Consider the following 25,054-nt stretch of genomic DNA (forward strand, 5'->3'; position numbering starts at 1 on the left):
CAATAGATGTTTCGCCACTTCGATATAGAGTTCTTCGATATGGGCTCCTTCGATCTCAACCTGGCCCGCGTCTTCGTGCTGCTCTACGAGACCGGCAGTGTCACGGCCACCGCCGAGACGCTCCACGTCACGCAGCCCACCGTCAGCTACAGCCTGGGCAAGCTGCGACGGCACTTCGACGACGAGCTGTTCCGCCGCAACGGACGCGGGCTGACCCCCACCGCCGGCGCCCGGCGGCTGTATCTGCCGCTCCAGCGCGCGCTGGCCGAGATCGACGGGACGGTCCGGCAGGGCGACCTGTTCGACGCCGGGACCATGTCGGGCCGCTTCACCATCGCCCTGTCCGACCTCGGCGAGGCGACGCTGCTGCCGAGGCTCGTGGCGGCGGCACGCGAGCGGGCGCCCGGGGTCTCGTTCACGGTGCGCCCCTTCGACGTGGAGGACGCCGAGGGCCAGCTGCGCCGCGGTGACCTCGACGCGTTCGTGGCCACCCCGGTGATCACCTCGCACCTGACCGTGCGCATCCCGCTCTTCCGCGAGCGCTACGTCCTGATGGTCGCCGCCGACCATCCGCGGGTCCGGGGCGACGCGGTCACGGCGGAGGACCTCGCGGCCGAGCACCACGCGACGGTGTTCGGGCCGAGCGGACACGTCACGCCCAGGGCCCTGCTGGGCGCCCACGGGCTGCTCGAGCGGGTGGCCGTGGACGCCACCCGCTTCTCGATGCTGCCCTACCTGCTGGAACAGACCGACCTGGTGGCCATCGTCCCCGAGTACGTCGGCGAGGTCTTCACCGCCTCCCACCGGGTGCGGCTGGTGCGCCTGCCGTTCGAGACCGAGCCCATCGAGATCGCCCTGTACGCGCGGCACGAGTCCTCGCGCAGCCCGGCGCAGCGCTGGCTCGTGCAGTTCATGGCCGAGGTGCTGGGCGAGCAGGTGAGCCCGGCCCAGCTGCCGCCGAGCGCGGCGGTGACGTGAGCGTCACCGGCGGATCTCAGCCCTTGCGGCCCACCCCGCCGAACATGGCCACCTCGGGGGGCAGTTCGCCGTCGCCGGTCTCCGGGTGCCAGCGGTTGCAGGAGACCACGCCGGGCGGCAGCAGCTCGAGGCCGTCGAAGAACCGGGTGACCGCTTCCGGGGTGCGCTGGGTCAGCTTCGGCGTGCCGTTCTCGTTCCAGAAGGCCACCGCCGCGTCCACGTCGGGCATGTCCGGCCGGGTGACGGTGTGCGACAGGACGAGGTGGCTGTCGGCCGGCAGGGCGTCGACCAGCCGCCGCACGAGCCCGTACGCCTCCTCGTCCTCCTCGACGAAGATGACGACGCCGAGCAGCATCAGCGCGACCGGCCGGCCGAGGTCCAGCGTGCGCGAGGCCTGCTCCAGGATGGTGTCGACGTTGCGCAGGTCCTCGTCGAGGTAGTCGGTGCGGCCCTCGGGCGTGCCGACGAGCAGCGCCTCGGCGTGGGCCAGGACGATCGGGTCGTTGTCGACGTAGACGATGCGGGACTCCGGCGCGATGCGCTGGGCCACCTCGTGGGTGTTGTCCGCGGAGGGCAGGCCGGTGCCGATGTCGAGGAACTGCCGGATGCCGTACTCACCGACGAGCCGGCGCACCGCACGCCCCAGGAACCGGCGGTCGGCGAGGGCGTACTCCCCGATGCCCGGGTGCAGTTGGCGTATGCGGTCGCCGGCCTGCTGGTCGACCGGATAGTTGTCCTTGCCCCCCAGCCAGTAGTTCCAGATCCGGGCGGTGTGCGGCTGGTCCGTCCTGATCCTGCCTCGCGCGTCGTTCACGGCGGGCGACTCGGCCATGGTGAAGTCCTCCGGTTCCGGTGTCGATCACTCAAGGCCAAACGTAACGGCAGGAGTTGGGGGAAGCGAAGACTCCGTCGAGGATGCGGGCGCCGGCCGCCGCGGGCGGCGGGAGGACATGCGGGCGGGCCGTTAGGATCACCGTCATGACGGCACCCGAGCCCACCATCGTCGCCACCTCCGGCGGGCACCGCGCGGGCGGCCGGACCATGGTGGCCTTCGACGCCCTGGTGCACCACGCGGTGGAACTCTCCGGCGCGCACGGCCGGCGCCCCCGCGTCCTGTACGTCGGGACCGCCATCGGGGACGCCGAGCACTTCACCGCCCGCATGACCGAGGCCGCCCGGGTCGCCGGGTTCGACCTGACACCGCTGCACCTGTTCCCCATGCCCAACGTGGAGGACATCGAGGAGACCGTGCTCGCCCAGGACGTCGTCTGGGTCATGGGCGGCTCGGTGGCCAACCTGCTGGCGGTGTGGCGCGTGCACGGCGTGGACCGCGTCATGCGCCGGGCGTGGGAGGCGGGTGTCGTGCTCAGCGGCGTGAGCGCCGGCTCCCTGTGCTGGTTCAGGGGCGGCGCGACCGACTCCTTCGGTCCCGAACTCCGCCCGGTCACCAACGCCCTGGGCCTGCTGCCCTACGGCAACGGTGTCCACTACGACGTGGACCCGGGCCGCCGCCCGCTGATCCACCGCCTCGTCGCCGACGGCACCCTGCCCACCGCCCACTGCACGGACGACGGCGTCGGCCTCGTCTACCGCGGCACCGAACTGGTCGAGGCGGTCACGGAGGCCCGCGGCAAGGGCGCCTACGTGGTCGTACGGGACGGCGACACGGCGGTGGAGGAGCGGCTCGAGCCACGGGAGCTGCCCGCCCCGCGCCGCTGACGGCCCGCGCGGCCCCGGTCCGTCAAGGCACCGGCGCGTCAGAACCCCGGCGCGTCAAGGCCCCGACGCCGTAAGACCCGTTGGCGCCCGCACCCGTCGTCGTCCACCCGTGCGGGACGTCCGCGTTTGCCGACGCGGTGAGGGGCAAGGCGGTGTCCATGAGCGATCCGAACAAGGACACGAACAAGAAGCCCACCGGTACGCGGACCGCCGAGGCCAAGGCACGCGGCACCGCGGAGAAGGCCACCGCGCCCGCCGCACGGGCGGGACAGGCCGCCGCGGGCAAGGCAGGTGACGCCGCGTCGGCCGCCAAGGCCGGTGCCCAGCGCTCCGCCGACGCCGCGAACGGTGCCGTCCGGTCGGCGGCCAAGGGCGTCGCGGCCGGCCGGCAGGCCGTCGTCGGCGCCTCGGGCCAGGTCGCGGCCACGGCGAAGACGGCGTGGACGGTCGTCGCCCACCGCAAACTCGTCGCCGCGGGCGTCGGCGCCGGCCTCACCGCCGTGAGCGCCGCGTCGTACGCCGTCGGCCGCCGGGCCGGACGGCACACCCACGGGCCCCTCACCCGACTCACCGGCGGCCGGATCTGACACCGGCCGGAACGCACCGCGCCACTGCCACCGCCACTGCCCGGACAGGGGAAGATGGGACCCGCGAGCGAAGTCCCGACCGACGCGGAGGAGTGGGCGCATGCAGCACGACCGAGCCGGAAAGCCGGCCGGCCCCGAGGACCTGATCGACGTGGCCCGGCTGGTGACGGCGTACTACGCCCTGCACCCGGACCCGGCCGAGCCCGCCCAGCGGGTGGCCTTCGGCACGTCCGGGCACCGGGGTTCGTCCCTCGCGGCGGCGTTCAACGACGACCACATCGCCGCCACCAGCCAGGCCATCTGCGAGTACCGTTCCGCACAGGGCACCGACGGCCCGCTCTTCCTGGGCGCCGACACCCACGCCCTGTCCGAGCCCGCGAGGGTCACCGCACTGGAGGTGTTCGCCGCCAACGACGTGACCGTCCTCGTCGACAGCGCGGACGGTTACACCCCCACTCCGGCGGTCTCCCACGCCATCCTCACCCACAACCGGGGCCGCGCCTCGGGCCTGGCCGACGGCGTGGTCGTCACCCCCTCGCACAACCCGCCCTCCGACGGCGGCTTCAAGTACAACCCGCCGCACGGCGGCCCCGCCGGCTCCGACGCCACCTCCTGGATCCAGGACCGCGCCAACGAGATCATCACGGCGGGGCTGAAGGACGTACGCCGCATCCCCTGGGCGCGGGCGCTCGCCGCGCCCGGGACCGGCCGCTACGACTTCCTCGACGCCTACGTCCGCGACCTGCCGAGCGTCCTCGACCTCGACGCGATCCGCTCGGCCGGCGTGCGCATCGGCGCGGACCCGCTCGGCGGCGCCTCCGTCGCGTACTGGGGACGGATCGCCGAGCAGCACCGCCTCGACCTGACGGTGGTCAACCCGCTCGCCGACCCGACCTGGCGGTTCATGACGCTGGACTGGGACGGGAAGATCCGCATGGACTGCTCGTCGCCGCACGCCATGGCCTCCCTCATCGAACAGCGCGACCGCTTCACCATCGCCACGGGCAACGACGCCGACGCCGACCGCCACGGCATCGTCACCCCCGACGGCGGCCTGATGAACCCCAACCACTACCTCGCCACCGCCATCGCCTACCTCTACGCCCACCGCGCCGACTGGCCGGCCGGCGCGGGCGTCGGCAAGACACTGGTGTCCTCCGGCATGATCGACCGCGTCGCCGCCGACCTCGGCCGCCGCCTGGTCGAAGTCCCCGTGGGCTTCAAGTGGTTCGTGGACGGGCTGGTCGACGGCTCCCTCGGTTTCGGCGGCGAGGAGTCCGCCGGGGCGTCCTTCCTGCGCCGGGACGGCTCCGTGTGGACCACCGACAAGGACGGCATCATCCTCGCCCTGCTCGCCTCCGAGATCACCGCCGTTACCGGCAGGACCCCCTCCGAGCACTACGCCGGGCTCACCGCCCGCTTCGGCGAACCCGCCTACGCCCGCATCGACGCCCCCGCCACCCGCGAGGAGAAGGCCCGCCTGGCCAAGCTGTCCCCGGCCCAGGTCACCGCCGACACCCTCGCCGGGGAGCCGGTCACCGCCGTCCTCACCGAGGCGCCGGGCAACGGCGCCCCCATCGGCGGCATCAAGGTGACCACCGAGAACGCCTGGTTCGCGGCCCGCCCCTCCGGCACCGAGGACGTCTACAAGATCTACGGCGAGTCGTTCCGCGGCGCGGACCACCTCCGTCAGGTGCAGGACGAGGCCAAGACGGTCGTCCTGGGCGCCCTCGGCGACTGACGCCGTACCGCGGTCCCGGGCCGGTCAGCCACGGCCGGCCCGGGGAAGTGCCACGGTCAGACCCCGGATCTCGTAGCCGTCGACGGCCTCCTGGAAGGTGACCCGCGGCGCCCCGCTCATCCGGACGCCGTCGAGCGCGAACAGGCGGCTGAGGAAGACATCCGTCTCCAGCAGCGCGATGTGCGCGCCGGGACACCGGTGCGGCCCGTCACCGAAGGACAGCCCCGCGCCGACCGTCCCGGCGCGCTCCGGGCGCACGGCCAGCGGATCGGCGCCCACGGCCTTCGGGTCGCTGTTGGCGTCGTCCAGGTGGACCTCGACCACCTCGCCGGGGCACACCGTCACCGGCCCGCCCGGGCAGGGCAGTTCCACGGGCTCGGTGGCCCGTCTGCGCAGCCGCCCGATGACGGGCTCCAGCCGCAGCAGCTCCTGGAGGACCGCCAGGCGCCCCGCCTCGTCCGCCGACCGGTAGTGGCCGAGCAGATCGGCGTCCGAGAACAGGTGCCAGGCGGCCAGGCACACGAACTCGCGCGTGGTGACCATGCCGGCCGCCGCGAAGGTCAGGCACTCACCGAGGATCTCGACGTCCGAGCAGCCCTCCGCGAGCAGGTGGGAGATCAGGTCGTCGTGCTCGCGGCGGCGGTGCGCGCGGATCGCGGGGCGCACGTCGGCCAGGTGGATGCGGAGCCAGTTGGTGTTCTGCCGCACCAGCCAGTACAGGCCCCGGACACTGGTCAGCCCGGGCTCGCCGAACTCCTCGGGGAAGAACCGCTCCAGCCTGCGCCGGATGCCGGGCCGGCTGTGGCGCAGCCCGACGACCTCGCTCACCACGCCGATGGCCAGACCGAAGGCGAGATCGGACAGCGGGGCCTCGCCGGCCGAGCGCAGCAGGGCGAGCTGCTCCTCCGCGATCCGGACCATCGGCTCCCGGTAGTGCTCGTCCACCCGGCGGGGCGTGAAGTAGCGGGCGGTCTGCCTGCGGTGTTCCCGGTGCTCGGGGCCGTCCCGGTAGAGCACGGGCCGGCGGACGCGCGGGGGGAGCTTCTCCACCGTCTCGACGCCGAGACCGGCCTGCACCGTGCCCGGGCCGCGCAGCAGCGCCCGCGCGACGGCGAAATCGTGCACCTGCCAGGTTCCGTCCGCCGCCCGGCCGACCGGGCACACCGGTCCGGTCCGGCCCCGGTCGGCCTTCCGCGCGGAGACCCGTCCGTCCTGCACCACGTGCCCACCCCCACTCCGGCCGCGCGGCCCCGGTGGCCACCCGGCTCGACGACGTGGTCAACAGGATCGGCCACCCCGCCCGACGCCGACCAGCCCGGATACGGCCGAGTCGACGGCCCGCCGCCAGTGACACGGAGGGGCCGTGCCGGGGCGGGTGATGTTGCCGGATTCGGGGGTAGACGGCTGGCGTAAACGGTCAAGGCTCAGGAAGAGGGCGGATCGGATGGACGGGGCTGCCCGCATCGGGGACCGGCTGAGAGGCGAGCCGGTCAGGGTTTCGGCAGAGTACGAGGGCATTCCCGGCGACATCGCCCGGGGCCGGGAGCTGGCCCGGCTGTTCCTGGCACGCGTGCGGACGGCGCGCGGGGCCAGGGTGTCCGACCGGGCGGTGGAAGTGGTGCAACTGGTGGTCAGCGAGCTGCTGACGAACGCCTGCAAGTACGCGCCCGGCCCCTCGACGGTCGACCTCGAGCTGGCCGGGGACCGGGTGGAGGTCACGGTGTGGGACAGCGAGCCGGTACTGCCCGTGCCCCACCCCGCGGACCCGGACCGCGTCGGGCGGCACGGGCTGGAGATCGTCATGGCCGTCTGCCAGAGCTTCGAGGTGTACAGGGAACCGACCGGAAAGCGCATGCGGGCCGCGGTGCGGCTCGCCGACGCCCCTGCCCCACGGAGCGCGACCACCCTGGGCCGCTCGGCCTGACCCGCCCGCGGCGAGGCGCCACGCGGCCCCCCCGGCGGCGCGCCTCCCCGGGGTTCGCGACGGCGCGCCTCCCGGGGTTCGCGACGGCACGCCTTCGAAGCCCGCGCCGGTGCGCCGTTGGGTCCACGGCGACATGTGCCCGGGCGTCGGCAGGCCTCCCGGGTACGCGACGGTGCGCCACCCGTGTCCGTGGGGACACGCGACCCGCCCCGCGCCGCCCATCGGCGCGCCTTCGAAGTCCGCGCCGGTACGCCGTTGGGTCCACGGCGACATGTGCCCGGGTCGCGTTGGCACGCCTCCCGGGTACGCGACGGCGCGCCATCCGTGTCCGTGGAGACACGCCACCCGCCCCACGCCGCCCACCGGCGCGTCGCCGTGTCCGCGCCGGTACGCCGTTGGGTCCACGGCGACATGCGCCCGGGTCGCGTCGGCACGCCTCCCGGGTACGCGACGCGCGCCACCCGTGTCCGTGGGGACACGCCACCCGCCCTGCGCCGCCCCCGGCGCGCGTCGCCGTCGCCCCCGCCGAGCCATCGTCCTCCGGCCGGATTCGTGCCCGGCGGCACATCACCCCGCACCGCACCCGTCGGAGACCGACCGCCCCCGACCGCCTCCGGCCGGGTGCCGCGCCCACTGCCCTACCCGGCGGTCGACCGCCGGTCCCCGGCCCGGATCCGGTACACGACGGAGCGGCGCAGCGGGCCCTCGGGGACCTCCGGGTCGTCGAAGTCGTCGGCCGGGTCGTGGCTCATGCCGAGACGGTCCATCACCGCCCGGGAGCGCAGATTGCCGGCCGCGGTCACCGCGAGCACCTCCGCCAGGCCCAGCCTCTCGAAGCCGTACGACACCACCGCCCGCGCGGCCTCGGTGGCGTAGCCGTGGCCCCAGGCCGGACGGGCCAGCCGCCAGCCCGCCTCCACACCGGTGAAGGGCATGCCGTCCGCCACGGGATCCAGCCCGGCGAACCCGACGAACTCGCCGGTCGCGGCGAGCTCCACCGCCCACCAGCCCCAGCCCCGCCGGTCCAGGTCGGCCCGGAAGCGGGCCACGGAGGCCTCGCTCTGCTCCCGTGTCAGCACCTCGGGGAAGTACGCGCGGACCACCGGGTCGGCGTTCATCGCCGCCCACGGGGCCAGGTCGGCCGCCCGCCAGTCGCGGAGCACAAGACGGTCTGTTCGAAGTTCGGACATCACCTGAACGTACGGGGGAGCGCCGGACGGAGCGACCCGTTTACGCGATGCGGTTCTCCTCCCTTCGGGCGTGTGGAGCGGTTCATCCACGCTCGCCGGGGGAACCTGGCGTGATGGACGGAAACGGAAGGCCGGGAGGGTCGTGACGGCACGCAGGGCGGGCCACCGGGACGGCGAGGAACCGGAGCAGGGCGAGGCGGACGGCACACCGGAGCACGCGGAGCCCGACTTCCCCGCCGCCGTCCTGCGCGCCCTCGGTGCCGGCGTGCTCACCCTCGGTCCCACCGCCCGGATCACCTCGGTGAACCCCTGGGCCGAGCAACTGCTGGGCCGGTCGGAACAGGAGATGCTCGGGCACGACGCGCACGACCTCCTGCACCGGCACGCCGACGGCAGCCCCGTACCGCGCGAGCGGTGCGCCCTGCGCAGCCCCTTGCACGGAGTGCCCGCCGAGGAGGGCAGCGACGAGTACTTCCAGCGGGCCGACGGCACCACGGTCCCCATCATCTGGGCCACCACCCCCCTGGTCCGCGCGGGGCGGCAGGAAGGGCTGGTCCTCGTCTTCCACGACTTCAGCCTCCACCGCAGCGCCGCCGAGGAGACCGCGGCGCGGACCGCCGCCCTGGAGGCCCTCACCGCCCAGCTGCACCTGGTCGCCGAGATCTCCACCGTGCTGGTCCCCACCGAGCGCACCTCCACCACCCTGCGGCGTCTCGTCCGGCTGCTGGTGCCGGAACTGGGTCAGTGGGCGGCGGTCGACGTGTACCAGGGCCAGTCGGACGTACTGGAACGGGTGGCCGTGCGCAGCAGCACCCAGCCGGAGCGGGCCAGACCCCTGCGCGGACCGATGACCTCGCTGCCGGACCAGGCACGCGCCGCACTGACCCTGCTGATCAAGGGCGACCGGCCCGTCCCGCTGGGAGCCGCGGAACTGTGCCGGGACCCGGAACACCCGCTCGCCGCCACCCACCGGGTGCTGTTCGAACGGCTCGGCGGCCACGCGGCCGTCGCCATCCCGCTGCGCACGCGGCAGCGGTCCTACGGAATCCTGACCGTGGCCCGCACCGGCGAGCGCCCCGCGCACACCGAGGCGGAGGTCGCCCTCCTCGCCGACATCGGCCGCCGCGTCGGACTGGTCCTGGACAACGCCCGCCTCTACCACGAGCAGCAGAACGTCGCCGAGACCATGCAGCGCCAGCTCCTGACTCCCCTTCCGCAGGTCGACCACCTCCGGATGGCCGCCCGCTACTGGCCCGCCGAGAGCGCCATGGAGGTCGGCGGCGACTGGTACGACGCCTTCCTCCTGGGCGACGGCGTCATGGCCCTGGTCATCGGGGACGTCGTCGGGCACGACCTGCAGGCAGCCGCCCACATGGCCGAGGTCCGCAACATGCTGCGCGCCCTCGCCTGGGACCACCAGGAGCCGCCCAGCGTGATCATGCGACGCCTGGACGAAGCCGTCACCAACACCAGCGACGCGCCCATGGCCACCCTCGTCTTCGCCCGTGTCGAGGGCGCCGAGGGCGGTCCCTGGCGGCTGCACTGGGTCAACGCCGGTCACCCTCCGCCCCTGCTGATCACCAAGGACGGCGGGACCCGCTTCCTGGAGGGCGGCCACGGACCGCTCATCGGCATGAGCGCCACCCTGCGCCTCGGCCTGGACTGGCCCGACACCCGCGAGGACCTTCCGCCCGAGAGCATCCTCCTGCTCTACACCGACGGTCTCGTAGAGAGCCGCGACCGTCCGATCGACGCGGGCATGGACAAGCTCCGCCACCACGCCGGCGTCCTGGCCCGGCGGCTGGACCGGTGGAGCCCCGACGACTTCTGCGACGAGCTGCTCGCGCGCATCGCGCCCCGCGGCGACGACGTCGCCCTGCTCGCCCTGCGCCTGCCCGCCGCCGGCATGGGCGCCCCCGGCGACACCGAACCGCCCCCGCCGCCCCAGTCCGGGCACAGCGAGGCCACCCCCGACCGGGCCGCTCCCGGCTCCCGCCGCCAGGAACCCGAGGTGGAGGACCCGACCCACACGGACCCGGAGGACTAGCGGCTCGTCGAGCAGCGGCAGCCGGCTCAACTGCCCCGCCGCCGGGACCCGTTCACGCCGCCCGGGGGAGCGGTCCCGGCACCCGGACGGACGGGGTGTTCACCCGGCTGAGCGGCTTGAGTGGTGCGAGACGGACGACAGGCTGACGGTGATTCACGTCGGGGCCGGGTCACCTCAGCTGACGAAGCACCAGCTGCCCGGTCGTGACGGAAGGAATCTCAGATGCGTTCTGCTCGCATGCTTCTGACCACGGCGGCGGCCTCGGCCGTCCTCGTCCTCGGCGCTCCCGGCGCCTACGCCGCGGCCGGTGGCGACTGGAACCACGACGACTCTTCGTACAGCAAGGAGCACGACAACGGAAGCAAGCACGACGAGCCGCGCGGCGGGATGCACACCGGTGGCGGTGCGCTGGCCGCGGTGAGCGAGGGCGACTGGAACCACGACGACTCCGGCGAGGAGCACGACAAGGGAAGCAAGCACGAGGAGCCGCGCGGCGGGATGCACACCGGTGGTGGTGCGCTGGCCGCGGTGAGCGAGGGCGACTGGGACGGCGGCGGCCGCGAGTCCAAGGAAGGCGGCTCGCAGACCTACCAGCAGGACGAGGGCGAGAGCTCCCGGGGTGGCGGCGAGCACGAGAAGCCGCGCGGCGGGATGCACACCGGCGGCGGCGGGCTGGCCACGCCGACCACGACCGCGGGCGGGCTGGCCGTCCTGGCCGTCGCCGCGACCGGCCTGTACGCCGTCCGACGCAAGAAGTCGGCTCACGGAGTGGCGTAAGCCGTGCCGGGCGCGATAGCAGCCGGGCCGCCACCCACGAACCACGGGGCGGCCCGGCTCGCCCGCGCCCACCTGTCCGCCCTGCCGCCGTGCCCCAGTGAGGTCGTCCCAGATGCCAGTCCCCCCTTCCGCCCCCGCCCCCGCCGACGACGAGACGACGACCGGTCAGGGTGCCCGCTCCGGCTGGATGGTGCTGAGTGCCGTGGCCCTGCTGGTCCTGGCCGTGAGCCTGGTCGGCGGCAACGACACGTCCGCCGACTCCTCCCGCCCCCCGCTGCCCGCCCAGCCCGGCACGACCGCCTCCTCCGCCGCGCCCGCGACCGGCGCGGCCGATTCCGCCCTGCCCCGGTCGAAACCCGTGCGCCTGCTGATCCCGGAGATCTCCGTCGACGCCCCCTTCACCGACCTCGCCATCGGCGACAAGGGACAGCTCCAGCCGCCGCCGGCCGGCAACACCAACCTCGTCGGCTGGTATGCCAAGGGAGCGTCTCCCGGCGAGAAGGGCACGTCCATCATCGCGGGACACGTGGACACGAAGACGTCGGCCGCCGTCTTCGCCCGCCTCGACCAGCTCGACAAGGGCGACAAGTTCCAGGTCGAGCGCGCGGACGGCCGCAAGGCCACCTTCGTGGTCGACGACATGGAGACCTTCGCCAAGGACGAGTTCCCCAGCGAACGCGTCTACGGCGACGCCGACCGGCCCGAGGTGCGCCTCATCACCTGCGCGGGCGACTACGACCACAAGGTCAAGGACTACACCGACAACCTGGTGGTCTTCGCACACCTCGCCTGAGACGACTCGTCCCGGGCCCCTCGTGCCCGGCCTCGCCCCACCGGCCGCCCGCGGCGCCGGTCACCCGCGCACCGCACACGACTCGCGCGCCGTCGGGGCCGCCCACAGGATCGAGGCAGCCGGCGTCGCATCACCGCGGCCGACGTTCGCAACCGCCCCCGCGAAGGAGATGTGCGCAGGATGACCACCACGCCCACGCCCGCTGCAGAACCACTTGCCTCCGAAGAGCTGACGCGACAGCTGTCGCACCAGGTCTCCCAGTCCGTGTTCGACGGCTCCCGCCTGCGGGTCGTCCTGCTGGTGGAGGTCTACGACGGGGCCCAGCAGCAGTTCCTCGAGACGTACGAGAACCTGCGCAGCCACGTCGAGTCCGTCCCCGGGCACATCGGCGAGCAGCTGTGCCAGTCCATCGAGAACCCCTCCCAGTGGCTCATCACCAGCGAGTGGGAGAGCGCACCGCCGTTCCTGAACTGGGTGAGCAGCGAGGAACACGTGCGGATGGTCAAGCCGCTGCACAGCTGCGTGCGGGACACCAGGTCGCTCCGCTTCCACGTGGTCCGCGAGACCGGCCGTGCCGCGGCCGGGGCCGAGTCGGCCCGGGGCGGACTCCAGGCCGCGCCCCGCATCGGAGACGGCGTCATCCGGCACGCGCTCACCTTCACGGTGAAGCCCGGCAGCGAGGAGGAGGTCGGCAGGATCCTCGCCGACTACGCCTCGCCCGAGCCGCGGGTGGACGACACCACCCGGCTGTGCCGTACGTCCCTGTTCCTGCACGGCAACCGCGTGGTGCGGGCCATCGAGGTGCGCGGCGACCTGCTCGCGGCCCTGCGGCACGTGGCGGAGCAGCCCGAGGTGCGGGCCGTCGAGGAGGCCATCAACCCGTACCTGGAGCAGGACCGGGACCTCGCCGACCCGGAGTCCGCCCGGGTGTTCTACACGCGGGCGGCGCTGCCCGCCGTCCACCACGTGACCGCGGGGGAGGAGAACGGTGCGGCACAGCGGCACGCCCTGTCGTACCCGGCCCGGCCGGGCTGCGGCATGCGGCTGGCCCAGCTGCTCGCCGAGCGCGACGAGGCGGCGGCCAAGGACCCGGCCAGCCCCGTCCTGTGCAGCACCATCTTCCAGCGCGACGACGTCGTGGTGCGGCTGGTCGACGTACGCGGGGACCTCCACGGGGGCGATCCCGCGGTGACCCTCGGCTTGCCGGCCCCGGCCCGGGTGTCCGAGCTGACGACCCTCCTGGACGGCTTCACGGACGCCGGTTCCCCGACCGGCGGCGGACTCGTCCGCGCTCTCGAGGGTGCCCGGATGGAACTGGTCACCGACCGGCGCGCCCCGGACGCCTGAACGGTCCGCGCCCACGCGTCGGCCGCCGGACCGCGGCACAGCGGTCCGGCGGCCGACGCGTGGGCGCCCGCGGGTCAGCTCACTTCGGCACGGTGCAGTCGAAGGCGTGCAGGTACGGGTTGACCGGGCGGATGTCGTCGATGACGAGGCCCGCGTCAGTCAGCCTGCCGACCATGCTGTCGGTGGTGTGCTTGGCACCGCCGACGTTGAGGAGCAGCAGCAGGTCCATGGCGGTGCTGAACCGCATCGACGGGGTGTCGTCGACGAGGTTCTCGATGACGACGACCCGGGCGCCCGGACCGCCGGCCGCCATCACGTTGCGCAGGGCGCGGGCGGTGCTGTCGTCGTCCCACTCCAGGATGTTCTTGATGACGTACACGTCGGCCCGCACCGGGATGGCCTCGCGGCAGTCGCCCGGCACGATGCGGACGCGGTCCGCGAGCGCACCGCCCTCGCGCAGCCGGGGGTCGGCGTTCTCCACCACCCGCGGCAGGTCGAGCAGGGTGCCCTCCATGGCCGGGTACTTCTCCAGCAGGCTCGCCACCACGTGGCCCTGGCCGCCGCCGATGTCGGCGACCGAGGTGCTCGCCGACAGGTCGAGGAGGGCGGCGACGTCCTGGGCCGACTGCCGGCTGGACGTCGTCATGGCACGGTTGAAGACCTCGGCGGACTGCGGCGCGTCCTCGTTGAGGTAGGTGAAGAACTCCTTGCCGTACAGGCCCTCGACGACGTTCGAGCCGGTGCGCACCGCCTCGTCGAGCAGGGGCCAGGCGTCCCAGGTCCACGGTTCGGTGCACCACAGGGTGATGTTGCGCAGGCTGTGCGGGTCGTCCTCGCGCAGCAGGCGGGACATGTCGGTGTGGGCGAACGTCCCGTTCCTGTGCTCGGTGAAGACGCCGTAGCAGGTCAGGGCGCGCAGCAGCCGGCGCAGCGGCTTGGGTTCGGTCTTCACCGCGGCCGCGAGGTCCTCCACGGCCATGGGGCCGTCGCCGAGCGCGTCGGCGACGCCGAGCCGTGCGGCCGCGCGGAGGGCGGCGGCACATGCCGCCCCGAACACGAGCTCCCTCAGCCGCATGGGCGGGGGCGGGGGCGGGGCAGTCTGTGCGGTCGTCATGTGCCGCTTTCCTTCCTTCTTCGGTCCATGGGCCTTTTCCGGTCCACGGGTGGTTACGGCCGGCTCAGCACAGGCCCGCGGGCTTGGAGGCGCCGCAGGTGTTGCCGGTGAAGGTGTTGCTCTTGGCGGTGTCGCCGGTCCCGGCGTTGACCAGGTCGGCGGGGGAGTTCTGGCTCAGCCGGTTGCCGTTGACCTGGTTCTTCGAGTTGGCGGTGCCCACCATGCTGGCGGCCAGGACGATGCCGCCCGACATCGACGACTTGCCCGCGTTGCCCTCGACCGTGTTGTCGGCGACCAGGACCTTCTCGACGCCGGTCAGCACGATGCCGGAGCCCTGGAGGGCCTCCAGCCGGTCGGTCTTCGGGCAGGACTTGTTGTTGCGCACGACGTGGTTGTCGCGCACGACCAGGTCGCCGGCCTTGGGGGTGTTCTCGTCGCCGACGACGAACACGCCCGCGCAGTTGCCGGTGATGTGGTTGTCCGCGACGGCGAGGTTGCGCAGACGCCGGACGGTGACGCCGATGCGGTTGCCCTCGAGCCGGTTGTGCGCGACGAGCGTGCCCTCGGTGTCGGCGGCGCCCTCCTCGGCCTTGATGTTGTTGGCGAGGAAGATGCCCGCGTCGCCGTTGTCGCGGGCGGTGTTGCCGCGGATGATGCCGTGCACGGAGCGTTCCTGGGCGATGCCCCAGACGCCGTTCTTCACCGCGTTCACGTTCCGGACCGTCAGCCCGTCGGTGGCCATGGAGAACACACCGGTACGGGTGAACCCGGTCACCGTGAGGTCGGAGACCGTGATGCCCTTGACGTTCTCGTCCTTCGTGCCGATCACACAGATGCCGTTGCCGCCCTCGGCGCAGGTGTTGTCGGCCGCCTTCTTCGTGCTGGGCATGATGACCGTACTGCGGCCCGTGCCGCGCAGGGTGAGCCGGGGAGTGCTCACCTTGACGCTCTCGTGGTAGACGCCGGGAGTGACGAGGACGGTGTCGCCCGCGTCGGCGGCGTCCACCGCCTTCTGGATCGATTCCCCGGGGTGGACCACGTGGGTCAGGGGGACGGAGGACGCCGGGGCCGCACCGAGCCCCGTTCCGATCATCGCTGCGGTGCACACGAGGTACACGACATGGCATTTCTTCATATTCGGAAAGGTATGCCTGAAATATTCCCCGACGGCTGGGATGAGCCATCCGACGGCGTGTCACGAACGGGCGCTGAACCGCCGGTTGCCGGGCAGAAGGCCTACGTGATCTTCATGTCGGCCACCCGGGGAGGAACCACCGTGACCGTGCCCGAACGCCGTGTCCGCGACAGGCGCGTCAGGCGCCGCTTCGACCTGCGGGCGACGAGCGTGACGTTCGGTCTCGCCGCCATCGCCCTGGTGCTGACGGGGTGGGTCGTGCGCATGGCGTACGACGTGGCGCAGCGCCGTCCGGTCTGGGTGTTCGTCCTGGTGCTCGGGGCGCTCACGGCCGTCCTCCTGCGCCGGCGCGCGCGGAACCGGACCGCCGGGGCGGGGACGGCACCGCGCACCACGGACGCCCTGGCGGCGGCCACGGCGACGGCACTGGACGAACTGGAGGAGGGACGCGCGACGGAACGAGGGGAGTACGCCCGCGGCGAGGAGACCACCGCGGTCCTCCCCACCGAGCACGAGGAGCTGGACCCCGACGAGTTCGAGGAGGCGATAGCGGACCTGTGCCGACGGGACGGCTGCGCCCGGGTCGAGGTCGTGGGAGGCGCCGGCGACCTGGGCGCCGACGTGCTGGCCGTGGCGCCCGACGGCAGACGGGTCGTCATCCAGTGCAAGCGCTACAGCGAGGACAACAAGGTCGGCTCCCAGGACCTCCAGCGCTTCGGCGGCACCTGCTTCACCGTGCACGGGGCCGACCTGGCGGTCCTCGTCGCCAGCACCGACTTCACCGCACCGGCCGCCGACTACGCCGAGCGGTGCGGAATACTCTGCGTGAACGGAGAGCGGCTGCGCGACTGGTGCGCGGGCGGCGGACCGGCGCCCTGGGAGCTGCCCGGGCCGGGACAGGACGGGACGGATCCGTCCGGCCGGGCGTCGTGGTGAGCCGGGCCGCCCACCCGCCCCCGGTCGGCGGGGGGAGCGGGGTTTCCGCGCCGCGCGGTGGCAACCTGAACGACATGGGCAAGACCGCGCTGATCGTCATCGACATGATCAATACCTACGATCACCAGGACGCCGAGTCCCTGATTCCCGCCGTGGAGTCCGTACTGCCCAGGGTGACCGGCCTGCTGGAGCGGGCACGGCGGCAGGGCGTACCGGTGATCTACGTCAACGACAACTTCGGGGAGTGGCGCTCGCACCACGGTGAGATCCTCGACAAGGCCCTCTCCGGGCCGCACTCCCGGCTCGTCGAGCCGCTGAAGCCCGACGACTCCTCCCTCTTCGTCGTCAAGGCGCGCCACTCGGTCTTCTTCGAGACCCCGCTGACCTATCTGCTCCACCAGCAGGGCATCGACCGGCTCGTGCTGTGCGGGCAGGTCACCGAGCAGTGCGTGCTCTACTCGGCGCTGGACGCGCACATCCGCCATCTGAAGGTCATCGTTCCGCGCGACGCGGTCGCCCACATTCACGCCGATCTGGCGGACGCGGCGTTGCGCATGATGGAGCGGAACATGGGCGCCCGGGTGTGCGACAGCGGCGAGTTGTGGACGTGAGCCGGGCCGCCGCCCCGCCGCGGGCGGGACGGGCGCCCGCCGTCAGGTCCGCAGGCTGCGCACGGGCAGGACCACCTGCGCCGCCGTGGACAGCGTGTCCTCGTGGTTGGCGAAGGCGGCGACCGCCGCACTGTCGCCGGGCTCGCCCCCGGACCAGGGACGGGTGGCGAAGATGAGACAGGCGTACCCCCGCTTGTCGGCCGCCGCCCGCCAGCGCGGGGTGGGGGCGAACTGGGCGTTGACGCCGGGCATGGTGAGGGCCGCCGCGCCGGGTACGACGAGCAGGCCGACCGGCAGGTCGGGCAGCACGGTGCCGTCGAGGACGCTGTCGCCGCCCACCGCGATGCCGGAACGGCTCAGCAGCCCCTCGACGGCGGCGGGGACCGCCTCCGGGCCGCCGTCCCCGTCGCCGAGGGAGCAGGCGAGGAGGAAGGGCACGTCGCCTTCGGGCGTCTCACGGTGCCAGGACATGATGACGAGCGTGCCGAGGTCGGCGGTGCGCAAGGGGCGCGGGTCAGTGGAGATCGAAGTCACCGCGAAACCGTAAGCGCGCGCGGGGGCGCACCCGCCCGGCCGTCACCCGACTGGACGACACTCTCGCGTTTCTTCACACGAACGAGGGGCGCCCGACGGCCGGCCCGTGCCGCGAGCGGGAGTGGGCCGGTGCTCCGACTGGCCCAGGACGGGGCGGTCTTGGGCGGCGACGGCCGATCATGTGGTGTATCAGTCATCTTATGATCTGTAGACGAAATGATCGTCAGAGCGACGTGCGCGGTTCGCGTGGCCGCAGGATCCGCACCGCCGCGGTGACCCTGGTCGCCGCCACCGCACTCGGCGCGACCGGCCAGGCGGTGGCCGCGCCGTCGGCGCCCGCGCGCACCGACTGGGACGCCATCGCCGCCTGCGAGTCCAGCGGCAACTGGCAGGCGAACACCGGCAACGGCTACTACGGCGGCCTTCAGTTCGCGCGGTCAAGCTGGATCGCCGCCGGCGGCCTCGAGTACGCCCCGCGCGCGGACCTCGCCACCCGCGCCGAGCAGATCGCCGTGGCGGAACGCCTGGCGCGGATCCAGGGAATGGGCGCCTGGGGCTGCGCCTGAGGGCCACCGCCGTCCGCGCCGTGTTGACCGGGGTAACCCGTGGGCATGCACGTGCTGCCGATCACCGCCGCTCCCGTTTCCCCCGGGCGGCGGACGGGCAGTGCCACCGGCGGGGGAGCCGAGTGGCGGCCCCGGACGTCGCCTACGCCGATACGCCCGGGGCCGCCGCCTCGCCCCCGCCTGCACACCGCGGTCGCGGCGCGCATCGGATCGATGGCGCGCCGCTTCGTGAACCGCCGGAATCACCGCATGCCGTGGACGCCAACCAGAGGGTGAAAGGCGGTCGAGGCCCACCGGTCGGCTCCGCCGGGACCGCAACGACACCTTCGTGGCCGTGTCATGTTCCGGAAACGCGCCGCCCCGAAAAGGCCGACCAGCGGCCGTCCCGCCGGGCCACCGTGATGTCCCGGCCGAAGCATGCGGTCAGCAGGGAGTCGGTCAGGACCTCGTCCACCGGGCCCCGGGACAGGATCCGTCCCTCGCGCAGCAGCAGGGCGTGGCTGACGGCCGGGAACAGCTCCTCCAGATGGTGGGTGACCGTCACGGTGGCCAGCTGCGGCCTCCCCTCGGCCAGCTGGTGCATCGCCTCGACGAGGTCCTCGCGGGAGGGCAGGTCCAGGGCGTTGAACGGCTCGTCCAGGAGCAGCAGCGCCGGATCGGCCATCAGCGCCCTGGCGATCAGGATCCGCGCCCGCTGCCCGCCCGAGCAGACCCCGTACGGCCGGTCGGCCAGCTCCTTGACGCCCAGCTCGGTGAGCAGGTCGCGCGCCCGGACGCGGACCTCGTCGTCGTACGTCCGCCACAGGGGCTGGACGGTGCCGCTGTGGCCGGTGAGCACGACCGCGTGGGCGGTGAGGTCCTGCGGCACGCGCTGGGACGTGCTGACGTGGCCGATGCGTGCCCGCAGTTCACGGACGTCCACCCGGCCGAGCCGGCTGCCGAGGACCTCGACGGTGCCCGTGGTGGGGTGCATGAGCGCGCCGAGGAGCCGCAGCAGGGTGGTCTTCCCCGCGCCGTTGGCCCCCAGCAGCGCCCAGTGCTCGCCCGGCCGGACCGTCCAGTCGACGTCGTCGAGGATCAGCTGGTCGGTGGTGAAGCGGCGCACGCTCACGTCCTGGAGCCGGAGCACGTCCGCCTCCCGCTCGTTCACCCGGGAGTTGGCTGTCTGGCCGGTCATGCCGTGGCTCCTTCGCGCGCGGTGGACCCCTCGTTCGGTCACCGGGCACAGTAGATGTACTCACCACACGCCTGCCGGTCCGTCCGCTTCCTGGACGGTGGGCGGGCGTCAGCGGGGGCACTCAGACGCGGATGAGCCCCCGTACTCATCCGCGGCACCGGGCCCGGCTCCTAGGGTGACGCCGACGGTGGGACACGGAGGGGGAGCCATGGGGAGTCGGGGCGCGGTACGGGGGAGCGGGCGTCGGCGGGCGGGGCGCGTCGGCGTCGGCCTCGCGGCCCTGCTGGTGGGGCTGCTCGGCACCGGCTGCGCGGCGTTCGACACCGAGGACGACGTGCGGCGGGCCCGGGAGCTCGCCGAGGAGTCGTACCCCGGGGAGCTCGAGGTCGTCGACGCCCGGATCCTGTTCCCGGAGTCCACCGGCTCGGAGGTCACCCTGGCGATCGCCGACGACCCGGACGCGGCCGTCAGGTTCCGGATCGACGCGGCCGAGGACCGCTGCGACGGCGGCCCGAACTGCGCGGACGCCCTCCGCGAGGCGGTGGACCGGGCGCGGCGGGAGGCCGGACAGCTGCGCGCGATGCGCGACGCCTTCGACGGCTGCGGGCATCCGCTCCTGGGCACGGACGAGAAGCTGACGGCCCCCTGGATCGAGGCCCGGGTGACCGATCGGACGGTGGACGACGTCCTCGCCCGGGTCGGCGCCTGTGTGCAGCGCTGGGTCACCGCTCGCGCGGAGCGGGATCCCGGTGCGGCGCCGGAGTGGGTCACCGTCAACCTCGCGGCCCCGGGCGCGGCGGACGGCCTCCCGGAGGCGAAGAGCACGTTGCCCACCGTCGTGCGGTTCACCCACGGCCCCCGGCTCGCCGCCCTGGCGCACGATCCGTACTACGTGGCCGCCTACCCGGTCGGCCGGGACGAGGGCCGCACGGTCGACGCCGCGGCGGCCGGCCTGCGGATCGTGTCGCCGTTCGAGGAGCGGCAGGCCTTCTCCCGGCGGATCGACGCGTCGGTCCTGCCCGCGCTGCGCGAGACGTACCCGGACGCCGTGACGGCCGGTGGGGCGGGAATGGGGGTCTGGCGACTGGAGCAGGGGACCGTGCGCCGCATGCGCGGCTACGTGCTGTTCTGCGAGCGGCCGCCCGCCGACGGCAAGCAGTGCTTCGGGGACCTGGCGGCCCTGGTGAGCTCGGACCCGGCGGGCCGCGACGCCGAGGTCGTCCGGATCCTCACGGACATCCGGGACGAGCACGGGGTCCTGCGCCTGCCTCCGCGGTGACGGAGACGGACGCAGGACCGGTGCCGCGGGGCGGAAGGCGTCAGACGCCCGCCACCGACTGGATCCAGGAGCGGTAGGCGGTCACATTGGTGTACGCCGTGGTGGTCTGCCGGTCGCTGGTCGAGGCGACACCCACCTGGACGCCGCCGGCCATCATCGGACCGCCGGAGTCGCCGCCCGCGGTGATGCCGTCGACGGGACGGGCGCATATCGCCTGGCCGTAGTAGGCGTCGTAACAACCCCGGGTGACGCTCACGTTGGCGACCTTGAGGTACTGGGACTGGCAGTTGATCTCCGAGCCGCAGCGGGAGGTGGCGCCCCAGCCGTAGACCTGCACGGTCTGGCCGACCCGCACCGTGCCCGGCTGACCGAGGCGGGCGTAGGTGGCGGAGACGGAGCGGTCGAGGCGGACCAGCGCGAGGTCCGCCGAGGGGCTGGTGACGGTCTGGATGCCGTTGGCCACCGTGCCGCCGGAGCCCTGGTCGAGGCTGCCGATGCGGAAGGCGAGGTTGCCGCCGCTGACGCAGTGCTTGGCGGTGAGGATCCAGGTGGGGGAGATGATGGTCGAGGTGCAGGTCTGCTGGCCGCCCGAGAACAGCCGTGCCGCCCAGGGCGCGTTCTGCGCGTAGCCGCCGCCGATGATCGGCTGGGGGCCGCCGTCACCGGGCCGGGGCTCCACCGCCGAGGCGCTCGGGGCGAGGGTGAGGGCGGACAGCAGCGCGGCCACGAGGGCGGCGAGCAGGGTGGGGACGAGTCTCGTTGTTCGCAAGGCTCCTCGATTCCGACGACACGCGCCTGGGCGCGTGCTGATGTGTGGGGGCGCCCACAGCATGCCGGGCCCCGCCACCGGCCGAACAGTCCCGGCTTCGCATAACGCCGTGTTATGCCTGAGGGCCGGGGGCGGCCGGGGGCGGCCGGGGGCCGCCGGGGAGGAGAGCGGCGTTCGAGGGCCGGACAGGGCCTAGCGGAGCAGCAGTTGTACGAGGGCGACCGTGCCGACCGTCACGACCAGTATCCGCAGGACCGTGGGGCTGAAGCGGCGTCCCACCTTGGCGCCGACCCAGCCGCCGAGGCCCGAGCCGACCGCGAGGAGCCCGACGGCGGTCCACTCGAAGTCGGCGGCGAAGAGGAAGAAGAGCGCGGCCACGGTGTTGACGAGGGCGGAGAGGACGTTCTTGACGCCGTTGAGACGTTGCAGGGGTTCGTCCAGGAGCATGCCCATCAGGGACAGGTAGATGATCCCCTGGGCGGCGGTGAAGTAGCCGCCGTAGACGCTGGCCAGGGTCAGGCCGGTCTGGAGCAGCGGACCGCCGTCCCGGCGGGGCGAGGCGCCGGTGCGGGCCCGGCGGCGCTGGACCAGCCGGCCGATCTGCGGCTGGAAGGCCACCAGCAGCAGGGCGAGTCCCACCAGGACCGGCACGATCGTCTCGAAGGCGTCGGCGGGCAGCATCAGCAGGAGAGTGGCGCCCCCGAGGCCGCCCAGCAGCGCTCCGGCGCCGAACTTCAGGACCCGCCGGCGCTGGCCGCGCAGCTCCTCGCGGTAGCCGATGGCCCCGCTGATGGAGCCGGGGATCAGACCGAGCGCGTTGGAGACGGTGGCGGTGACCGGCGGCAGCCCCGTGGCCAGCAGCACCGGAAAGGTGATCAGCGTGCCGGAGCCGACGACGCTGTTGATGGCGCCGGCCCCGACGCCGGCCGCGAACACCGCGGCCATGGCCTCCGGTGTCACCCCGTGCCGCCTCGCCCCGGACCCCTGCTCGGCCGGAAGGTGTCTTGTGCATCTTTCACGGGGCCGACTGTACCCACCGCTCCGATCCCTGTGTTTGCCGGTCTCAACCGCTCGCGTTCAGCCACTTCTTGACGTTAATTCACCTGATCATGCGGTGATACGATCACCGCGTTTGCGGAGCGGGCGGATGGGTGAAAGACGGCATCCCCGACGTAAAGGGCAGCCCGGGCAGCTACCCCCGGTGCGGGCAGTCCACCGGACCGCCCGCGCGGACGGGAATTCAGCAAGCCGGCTGTCAGTCGCCTGAAGAGAGTCTTATGACGGAATACACAGGGAACCCCTTGCTCTGGGTCGCCCTCGTCGCCCTCGTCGCCGCCGCCGTGCTCATCAGCCGCCAGCGCAAGGCGGCACGGGCGTTGCGGCAGCAGGTCCAGGGGCTCAGGGATCACTACACCGAGCTGGAGAGCGATTACGGGAAGTCCGTGCAGGCCGCCCAGGAGCGGGCCGAGGACGAGACGAAGACGGTGCTGAAATCCGCCATGCGGACCCTTCAGGGCCTCGCCGCCGAACAGCAGCTGGTGCTCTCGCGGCTGCAGACCAAGTACGGCGACTCCGCCCTCCTCCAGGACCTGCTGGAGATCGACCACACCAACTCGCAGTTCGGCCGGCGGGCCCAGTCCATCGCCGTGCTGTGCGACGGCTGGCTCGGCGGCCGGCGCGACACCGCCTCGGTCTACGACGTGGTGCGCAGCGCCCAGGGACGCATCCGGCACTTTCGCCGGGTGGACATCCTCTCCCAGGTCGACTTCGGCATCACCAGCCGTGCCGTCGAGCCCGTCGCCCTGGCCCTCGCCGAGCTGCTCGACAACGCCACCAGCTACTCCAGCCCCGACACCGTCGTCGAGATCAACATCCGGACCGTGCCCAAGGGCATCTGCGTCGTGGTCGACGACGCCGGTGTCGGCATGAGCGACGAGGAGCGGGCCCGCGCCGACAAGCTGCTCGCCACCGAGCGAGCCTCGGGCGTGGCGGGGCTCGGCAACCCGCCGCAGTTCGGCTTCGCCGTCATCGGCCTGCTGTGCGAACGATTCGGCTTCGAGGTGTCGGTGGACTCCTCCTCCCCCTACGGAGGTGTACGGGCGGTGGTCCTGCTGCCGCACGAACTGCTCACCGCGATGCCGGAGAAGAAGGCCCCCGCCGCCGCCCCGGCCGCACGCGGTACCGCCCGGCCGGTCCCGGACGGCGGCCCCGAGGCCGCGCTCACCTCCTCCCAGACCGGCGACGGTCTGCCCCGGCGCCGGCGCAAGCGGCCGATGGCCATCGTGCCCGGCAGCGCGTCCACCCCCCGCGCGGCCGGCCGCTCGGACTCCGAACAGGCACAGGTCATGGGCGCCTTCCAGCGCGGAACGCAGTCCGGCCGGGTCACCGAGCAGGACCGCGCGGACCGCACGGACCGTCCGGACAGCGCCGGCCGGACGAGCGACACACCTGGTGCAAGCAGCGAAGGACATGAGGTCTCGTGAACGACGATCTGTCATGGATGCTCGACAGCGCCCTGGAGATTCCAGGCGCCCTGCACGCGGTCCTGATATCCGCCGACGGCCTGCTGATGGCCCGGACGCAGGACTTCGACAAGGACGACGCCGACCGGGTCGCCGCGGCGATGAGCGGCGTGCAGTCGCTCAGCCGCACCCTCGCCTTCTTCTGTGAGGACGCCGGCCAGTCCTGGCGGCAGACCCTCGTCGAGTTCGACGGCGGCTGGGTCTTCCTGATCTCCGCCGGCGAGGGCGCCTACCTCGGCGTGTCCGCGTCCCCGGAGGTCGACATGGCGGACATCACCTTCCGGATGCAGCAACTCGTCGCCCAGCTCGGCAAGCGGCTGACGACACCGCCGCGCGAGAACCTCGGCGCCCGCTCATGACCGGCCACGACGGCTGGCAGCCCGAGGCGCCGGAATTAGTACGGCCGTACGTCATCACCAAGGGGCGCGGCCTGCCCGACGAGGACGACCTCTCCCTCATCACCCTGGTCACCGCCTCCGACGGGCAGCAGCAGCGGCCGGCCCGGCTGTCCCCCGAGGAGCAGAGCCTGCTCGACCTCTGCGCCGCCGGCTACCTCTCGGTCGCCGAGATCGCCGGACACACCCACTTCCCGCTGGGCGTCGTGCGGATCCTGCTGGCCTCCCTGATGGAGGGCGGCCACCTCACGACCCGCCCGCCGGTGGCCCGCGCCCGCCTCGCGGACCGGGAGATTCTGGAGGAGGTGCTCAATGGGCTCCGCGCCAAGTTTGGATGAGCGGGACTACGTACGCGAGGGAGCGACCCAGACCGCGGTCAAGATCCTCGTCGTCGGGCACTTCGCGGTGGGAAAGACCACCCTCATCGGCTCCATCTCCGAGATCGAGCCGCTGTCCACCGAGGAGACGATGACGCAGGCCGCCGAGCCGGTCGACGACCTCAAGGGTGTCCAGGGCAAGACCACCACCACGGTCGCCATGGACTTCGGCCGCCTGACCATCAGCGACCGCGTCGTGCTCTACCTCTTCGGCACCCCCGGCCAGCAGCGCTTCGTGCAGATGTGGGAGGACATGGCCCGCGGCGCGCTCGGCGCGCTGGTCCTGGTCGATCCGGAGCGGCTGGCGGACTCCTTCCCGGTGATCGACCTCATCGAGCACTACGGGCTCGACTACGCCATCGCCGTCAACCACTTCGACGGCACGCCGTTGCGCGACGAGCGGGCGCTGCGCGAGGCGCTCGACCTGCTCGACGACACCCCCGTCGTCACCTGCGACGCCCGCGACGAGAAGTCCTCGGCCGCCGCACTGACCACCCTCGTCCGCTACTTGCTGGACCGCACCCGCTAGGAGCTGG

26 protein-coding genes are annotated in these 25,054 nt (G+C 73.1%); 17 read left to right on the forward strand and 9 right to left on the reverse strand.

The window, feature by feature from the left end:
- Positions 1 to 39: 39 nt before the first annotated feature.
- Complete coding sequence (locus tag OHA99_RS34650) at positions 40 to 978, forward strand: LysR family transcriptional regulator (protein WP_153181367.1); 939 nt, start codon at positions 40 to 42, stop codon at positions 976 to 978.
- Between the two features lie 16 nt (positions 979 to 994).
- Here the strand turns inward: OHA99_RS34650 and OHA99_RS34655 are convergent, their stop codons facing one another.
- On the reverse strand, positions 995 to 1,810 hold the full coding sequence (locus OHA99_RS34655; protein ID WP_405698718.1) for an SAM-dependent methyltransferase: 816 nt from the start codon (positions 1,808 to 1,810) through the stop codon (positions 995 to 997).
- 146 nt (positions 1,811 to 1,956) lie between these two features.
- Between OHA99_RS34655 and OHA99_RS34660 the strand changes: the two genes are divergently transcribed.
- From OHA99_RS34660 to pgm, 3 genes are all read left to right on the forward strand, one after another.
- Complete coding sequence (locus OHA99_RS34660; protein ID WP_366473700.1) at positions 1,957 to 2,697, forward strand: peptidase E; 741 nt, start codon at positions 1,957 to 1,959, stop codon at positions 2,695 to 2,697.
- A 158-nt stretch (positions 2,698 to 2,855) separates the two neighbouring features.
- Entirely contained in the window at positions 2,856 to 3,284 is a 429-nt protein-coding gene (locus OHA99_RS34665) for a hypothetical protein (protein WP_153181369.1), read from the forward strand.
- 100 nt (positions 3,285 to 3,384) lie between these two features.
- Positions 3,385 to 5,025, forward strand: coding sequence for a phosphoglucomutase (alpha-D-glucose-1,6-bisphosphate-dependent) (gene pgm, locus OHA99_RS34670; RefSeq protein WP_405698720.1), 1,641 nt, complete (start codon positions 3,385 to 3,387; stop codon positions 5,023 to 5,025).
- Positions 5,026 to 5,049: 24 nt separating this feature from the next.
- On the opposite strand, the gene OHA99_RS34675 is transcribed toward pgm, so the two are convergent.
- Positions 5,050 to 6,246, reverse strand: coding sequence for a cytochrome P450 (locus tag OHA99_RS34675; RefSeq protein ID WP_366473702.1), 1,197 nt, complete (start codon positions 6,244 to 6,246; stop codon positions 5,050 to 5,052).
- 223 nt (positions 6,247 to 6,469) lie between these two features.
- On the opposite strand from OHA99_RS34675, the gene OHA99_RS34680 reads away from it, so the two are divergent.
- Entirely contained in the window at positions 6,470 to 6,949 is a 480-nt protein-coding gene (locus tag OHA99_RS34680) for an ATP-binding protein (protein WP_366473703.1), read from the forward strand.
- Positions 6,950 to 7,587: 638 nt separating this feature from the next.
- On the opposite strand, the gene OHA99_RS34685 is transcribed toward OHA99_RS34680, so the two are convergent.
- Positions 7,588 to 8,139, reverse strand: coding sequence for a GNAT family N-acetyltransferase (locus tag OHA99_RS34685; protein ID WP_345964392.1), 552 nt, complete (start codon positions 8,137 to 8,139; stop codon positions 7,588 to 7,590).
- A 142-nt stretch (positions 8,140 to 8,281) separates the two neighbouring features.
- Between OHA99_RS34685 and OHA99_RS34690 the strand changes: the two genes are divergently transcribed.
- From OHA99_RS34690 to OHA99_RS34705, 4 genes are all read left to right on the forward strand, one after another.
- Positions 8,282 to 10,186 carry a SpoIIE family protein phosphatase gene (locus OHA99_RS34690; protein ID WP_405698722.1) on the forward strand — a complete coding sequence of 635 codons (1,905 nt, stop codon included), beginning with the start codon at positions 8,282 to 8,284 and terminating at the stop codon, positions 10,184 to 10,186.
- A gap of 222 nt (positions 10,187 to 10,408) precedes the next feature.
- Positions 10,409 to 10,963 (forward strand): hypothetical protein, encoded by a 555-nt coding sequence (locus OHA99_RS34695; RefSeq protein WP_153181375.1) that lies wholly within the window; start codon positions 10,409 to 10,411, stop codon positions 10,961 to 10,963.
- Between the two features lie 112 nt (positions 10,964 to 11,075).
- Positions 11,076 to 11,756, forward strand: coding sequence for a class F sortase (locus OHA99_RS34700; RefSeq protein ID WP_381506759.1), 681 nt, complete (start codon positions 11,076 to 11,078; stop codon positions 11,754 to 11,756).
- Between the two features lie 180 nt (positions 11,757 to 11,936).
- Positions 11,937 to 13,103: a SchA/CurD-like domain-containing protein gene (locus OHA99_RS34705; RefSeq protein WP_153181376.1), complete on the forward strand. Its 1,167-nt coding sequence runs from the start codon at positions 11,937 to 11,939 to the stop codon at positions 13,101 to 13,103.
- A gap of 79 nt (positions 13,104 to 13,182) precedes the next feature.
- On the opposite strand, the gene OHA99_RS34710 is transcribed toward OHA99_RS34705, so the two are convergent.
- Positions 13,183 to 14,217 carry a methyltransferase gene (locus OHA99_RS34710; protein WP_405698723.1) on the reverse strand — a complete coding sequence of 345 codons (1,035 nt, stop codon included), beginning with the start codon at positions 14,215 to 14,217 and terminating at the stop codon, positions 13,183 to 13,185.
- Between the two features lie 64 nt (positions 14,218 to 14,281).
- On the reverse strand, positions 14,282 to 15,352 hold the full coding sequence (locus tag OHA99_RS34715) for a nitrous oxide reductase family maturation protein NosD (RefSeq protein WP_405698725.1): 1,071 nt from the start codon (positions 15,350 to 15,352) through the stop codon (positions 14,282 to 14,284).
- A 141-nt stretch (positions 15,353 to 15,493) separates the two neighbouring features.
- Between OHA99_RS34715 and OHA99_RS34720 the strand changes: the two genes are divergently transcribed.
- Both OHA99_RS34720 and OHA99_RS34725 read left to right on the forward strand, forming a co-directional pair.
- Positions 15,494 to 16,288, forward strand: coding sequence for a restriction endonuclease (locus tag OHA99_RS34720; RefSeq protein ID WP_405698727.1), 795 nt, complete (start codon positions 15,494 to 15,496; stop codon positions 16,286 to 16,288).
- Between the two features lie 74 nt (positions 16,289 to 16,362).
- The gene (locus OHA99_RS34725; RefSeq protein WP_345964396.1) at positions 16,363 to 16,899 is read left to right on the forward strand and encodes an isochorismatase family cysteine hydrolase; all 537 of its coding nucleotides are present in this window, start codon (positions 16,363 to 16,365) and stop codon (positions 16,897 to 16,899) included.
- Between the two features lie 42 nt (positions 16,900 to 16,941).
- Here the strand turns inward: OHA99_RS34725 and OHA99_RS34730 are convergent, their stop codons facing one another.
- On the reverse strand, positions 16,942 to 17,433 hold the full coding sequence (locus OHA99_RS34730; protein ID WP_153181381.1) for a DUF5949 family protein: 492 nt from the start codon (positions 17,431 to 17,433) through the stop codon (positions 16,942 to 16,944).
- 200 nt (positions 17,434 to 17,633) lie between these two features.
- Here OHA99_RS34730 and rpfE point away from each other — a divergent pair, with 200 nt between their 5' ends.
- Positions 17,634 to 17,999, forward strand: a complete 366-nt coding sequence (gene rpfE / locus OHA99_RS34735; protein ID WP_042821978.1) for a resuscitation-promoting factor protein RpfE — start codon at positions 17,634 to 17,636, stop codon at positions 17,997 to 17,999.
- Positions 18,000 to 18,336: 337 nt separating this feature from the next.
- On the opposite strand, the gene OHA99_RS34740 is transcribed toward rpfE, so the two are convergent.
- The gene (locus OHA99_RS34740; protein WP_153181384.1) at positions 18,337 to 19,176 is read right to left on the reverse strand and encodes an ABC transporter ATP-binding protein; all 840 of its coding nucleotides are present in this window, start codon (positions 19,174 to 19,176) and stop codon (positions 18,337 to 18,339) included.
- Positions 19,177 to 19,384: 208 nt separating this feature from the next.
- Between OHA99_RS34740 and OHA99_RS34745 the strand changes: the two genes are divergently transcribed.
- Positions 19,385 to 20,455, forward strand: a complete 1,071-nt coding sequence (locus OHA99_RS34745; protein WP_153181385.1) for an SCO7460 family lipoprotein — start codon at positions 19,385 to 19,387, stop codon at positions 20,453 to 20,455.
- Between the two features lie 40 nt (positions 20,456 to 20,495).
- Here the strand turns inward: OHA99_RS34745 and OHA99_RS34750 are convergent, their stop codons facing one another.
- Together OHA99_RS34750 and OHA99_RS34755 are read right to left on the reverse strand one after the other, a co-directional pair.
- Positions 20,496 to 21,224, reverse strand: coding sequence for a trypsin-like serine protease (locus OHA99_RS34750; RefSeq protein ID WP_194280216.1), 729 nt, complete (start codon positions 21,222 to 21,224; stop codon positions 20,496 to 20,498).
- 192 nt (positions 21,225 to 21,416) lie between these two features.
- Positions 21,417 to 22,169 carry a sulfite exporter TauE/SafE family protein gene (locus OHA99_RS34755; protein WP_194280217.1) on the reverse strand — a complete coding sequence of 251 codons (753 nt, stop codon included), beginning with the start codon at positions 22,167 to 22,169 and terminating at the stop codon, positions 21,417 to 21,419.
- A gap of 332 nt (positions 22,170 to 22,501) precedes the next feature.
- Between OHA99_RS34755 and OHA99_RS34760 the strand changes: the two genes are divergently transcribed.
- The 4 genes from OHA99_RS34760 to OHA99_RS34775 are packed head-to-tail and all read left to right on the forward strand — an operon-like array spanning position 22,502 to position 25,047.
- Positions 22,502 to 23,707: an ATP-binding protein gene (locus OHA99_RS34760; protein WP_381499236.1), complete on the forward strand. Its 1,206-nt coding sequence runs from the start codon at positions 22,502 to 22,504 to the stop codon at positions 23,705 to 23,707.
- Complete coding sequence (locus OHA99_RS34765) at positions 23,704 to 24,105, forward strand: roadblock/LC7 domain-containing protein (RefSeq protein ID WP_007388033.1); 402 nt, start codon at positions 23,704 to 23,706, stop codon at positions 24,103 to 24,105. Before OHA99_RS34760 ends, OHA99_RS34765 begins: the two co-directional genes overlap by 4 nt.
- Positions 24,102 to 24,479, forward strand: coding sequence for a DUF742 domain-containing protein (locus OHA99_RS34770; RefSeq protein WP_007388032.1), 378 nt, complete (start codon positions 24,102 to 24,104; stop codon positions 24,477 to 24,479). The genes OHA99_RS34765 and OHA99_RS34770 overlap by 4 nt, the downstream gene beginning before the upstream one ends.
- Entirely contained in the window at positions 24,454 to 25,047 is a 594-nt protein-coding gene (locus OHA99_RS34775) for an ATP/GTP-binding protein (RefSeq protein ID WP_108989779.1), read from the forward strand. The genes OHA99_RS34770 and OHA99_RS34775 overlap by 26 nt, the downstream gene beginning before the upstream one ends.
- Positions 25,048 to 25,054: the final 7 nt, after the last annotated feature.

The sequence above is a fragment of the Streptomyces coelicoflavus genome (genome assembly GCF_045041415.1).
Classification (GTDB): Bacteria; Actinomycetota; Actinomycetes; order Streptomycetales; family Streptomycetaceae; genus Streptomyces; species Streptomyces coelicoflavus.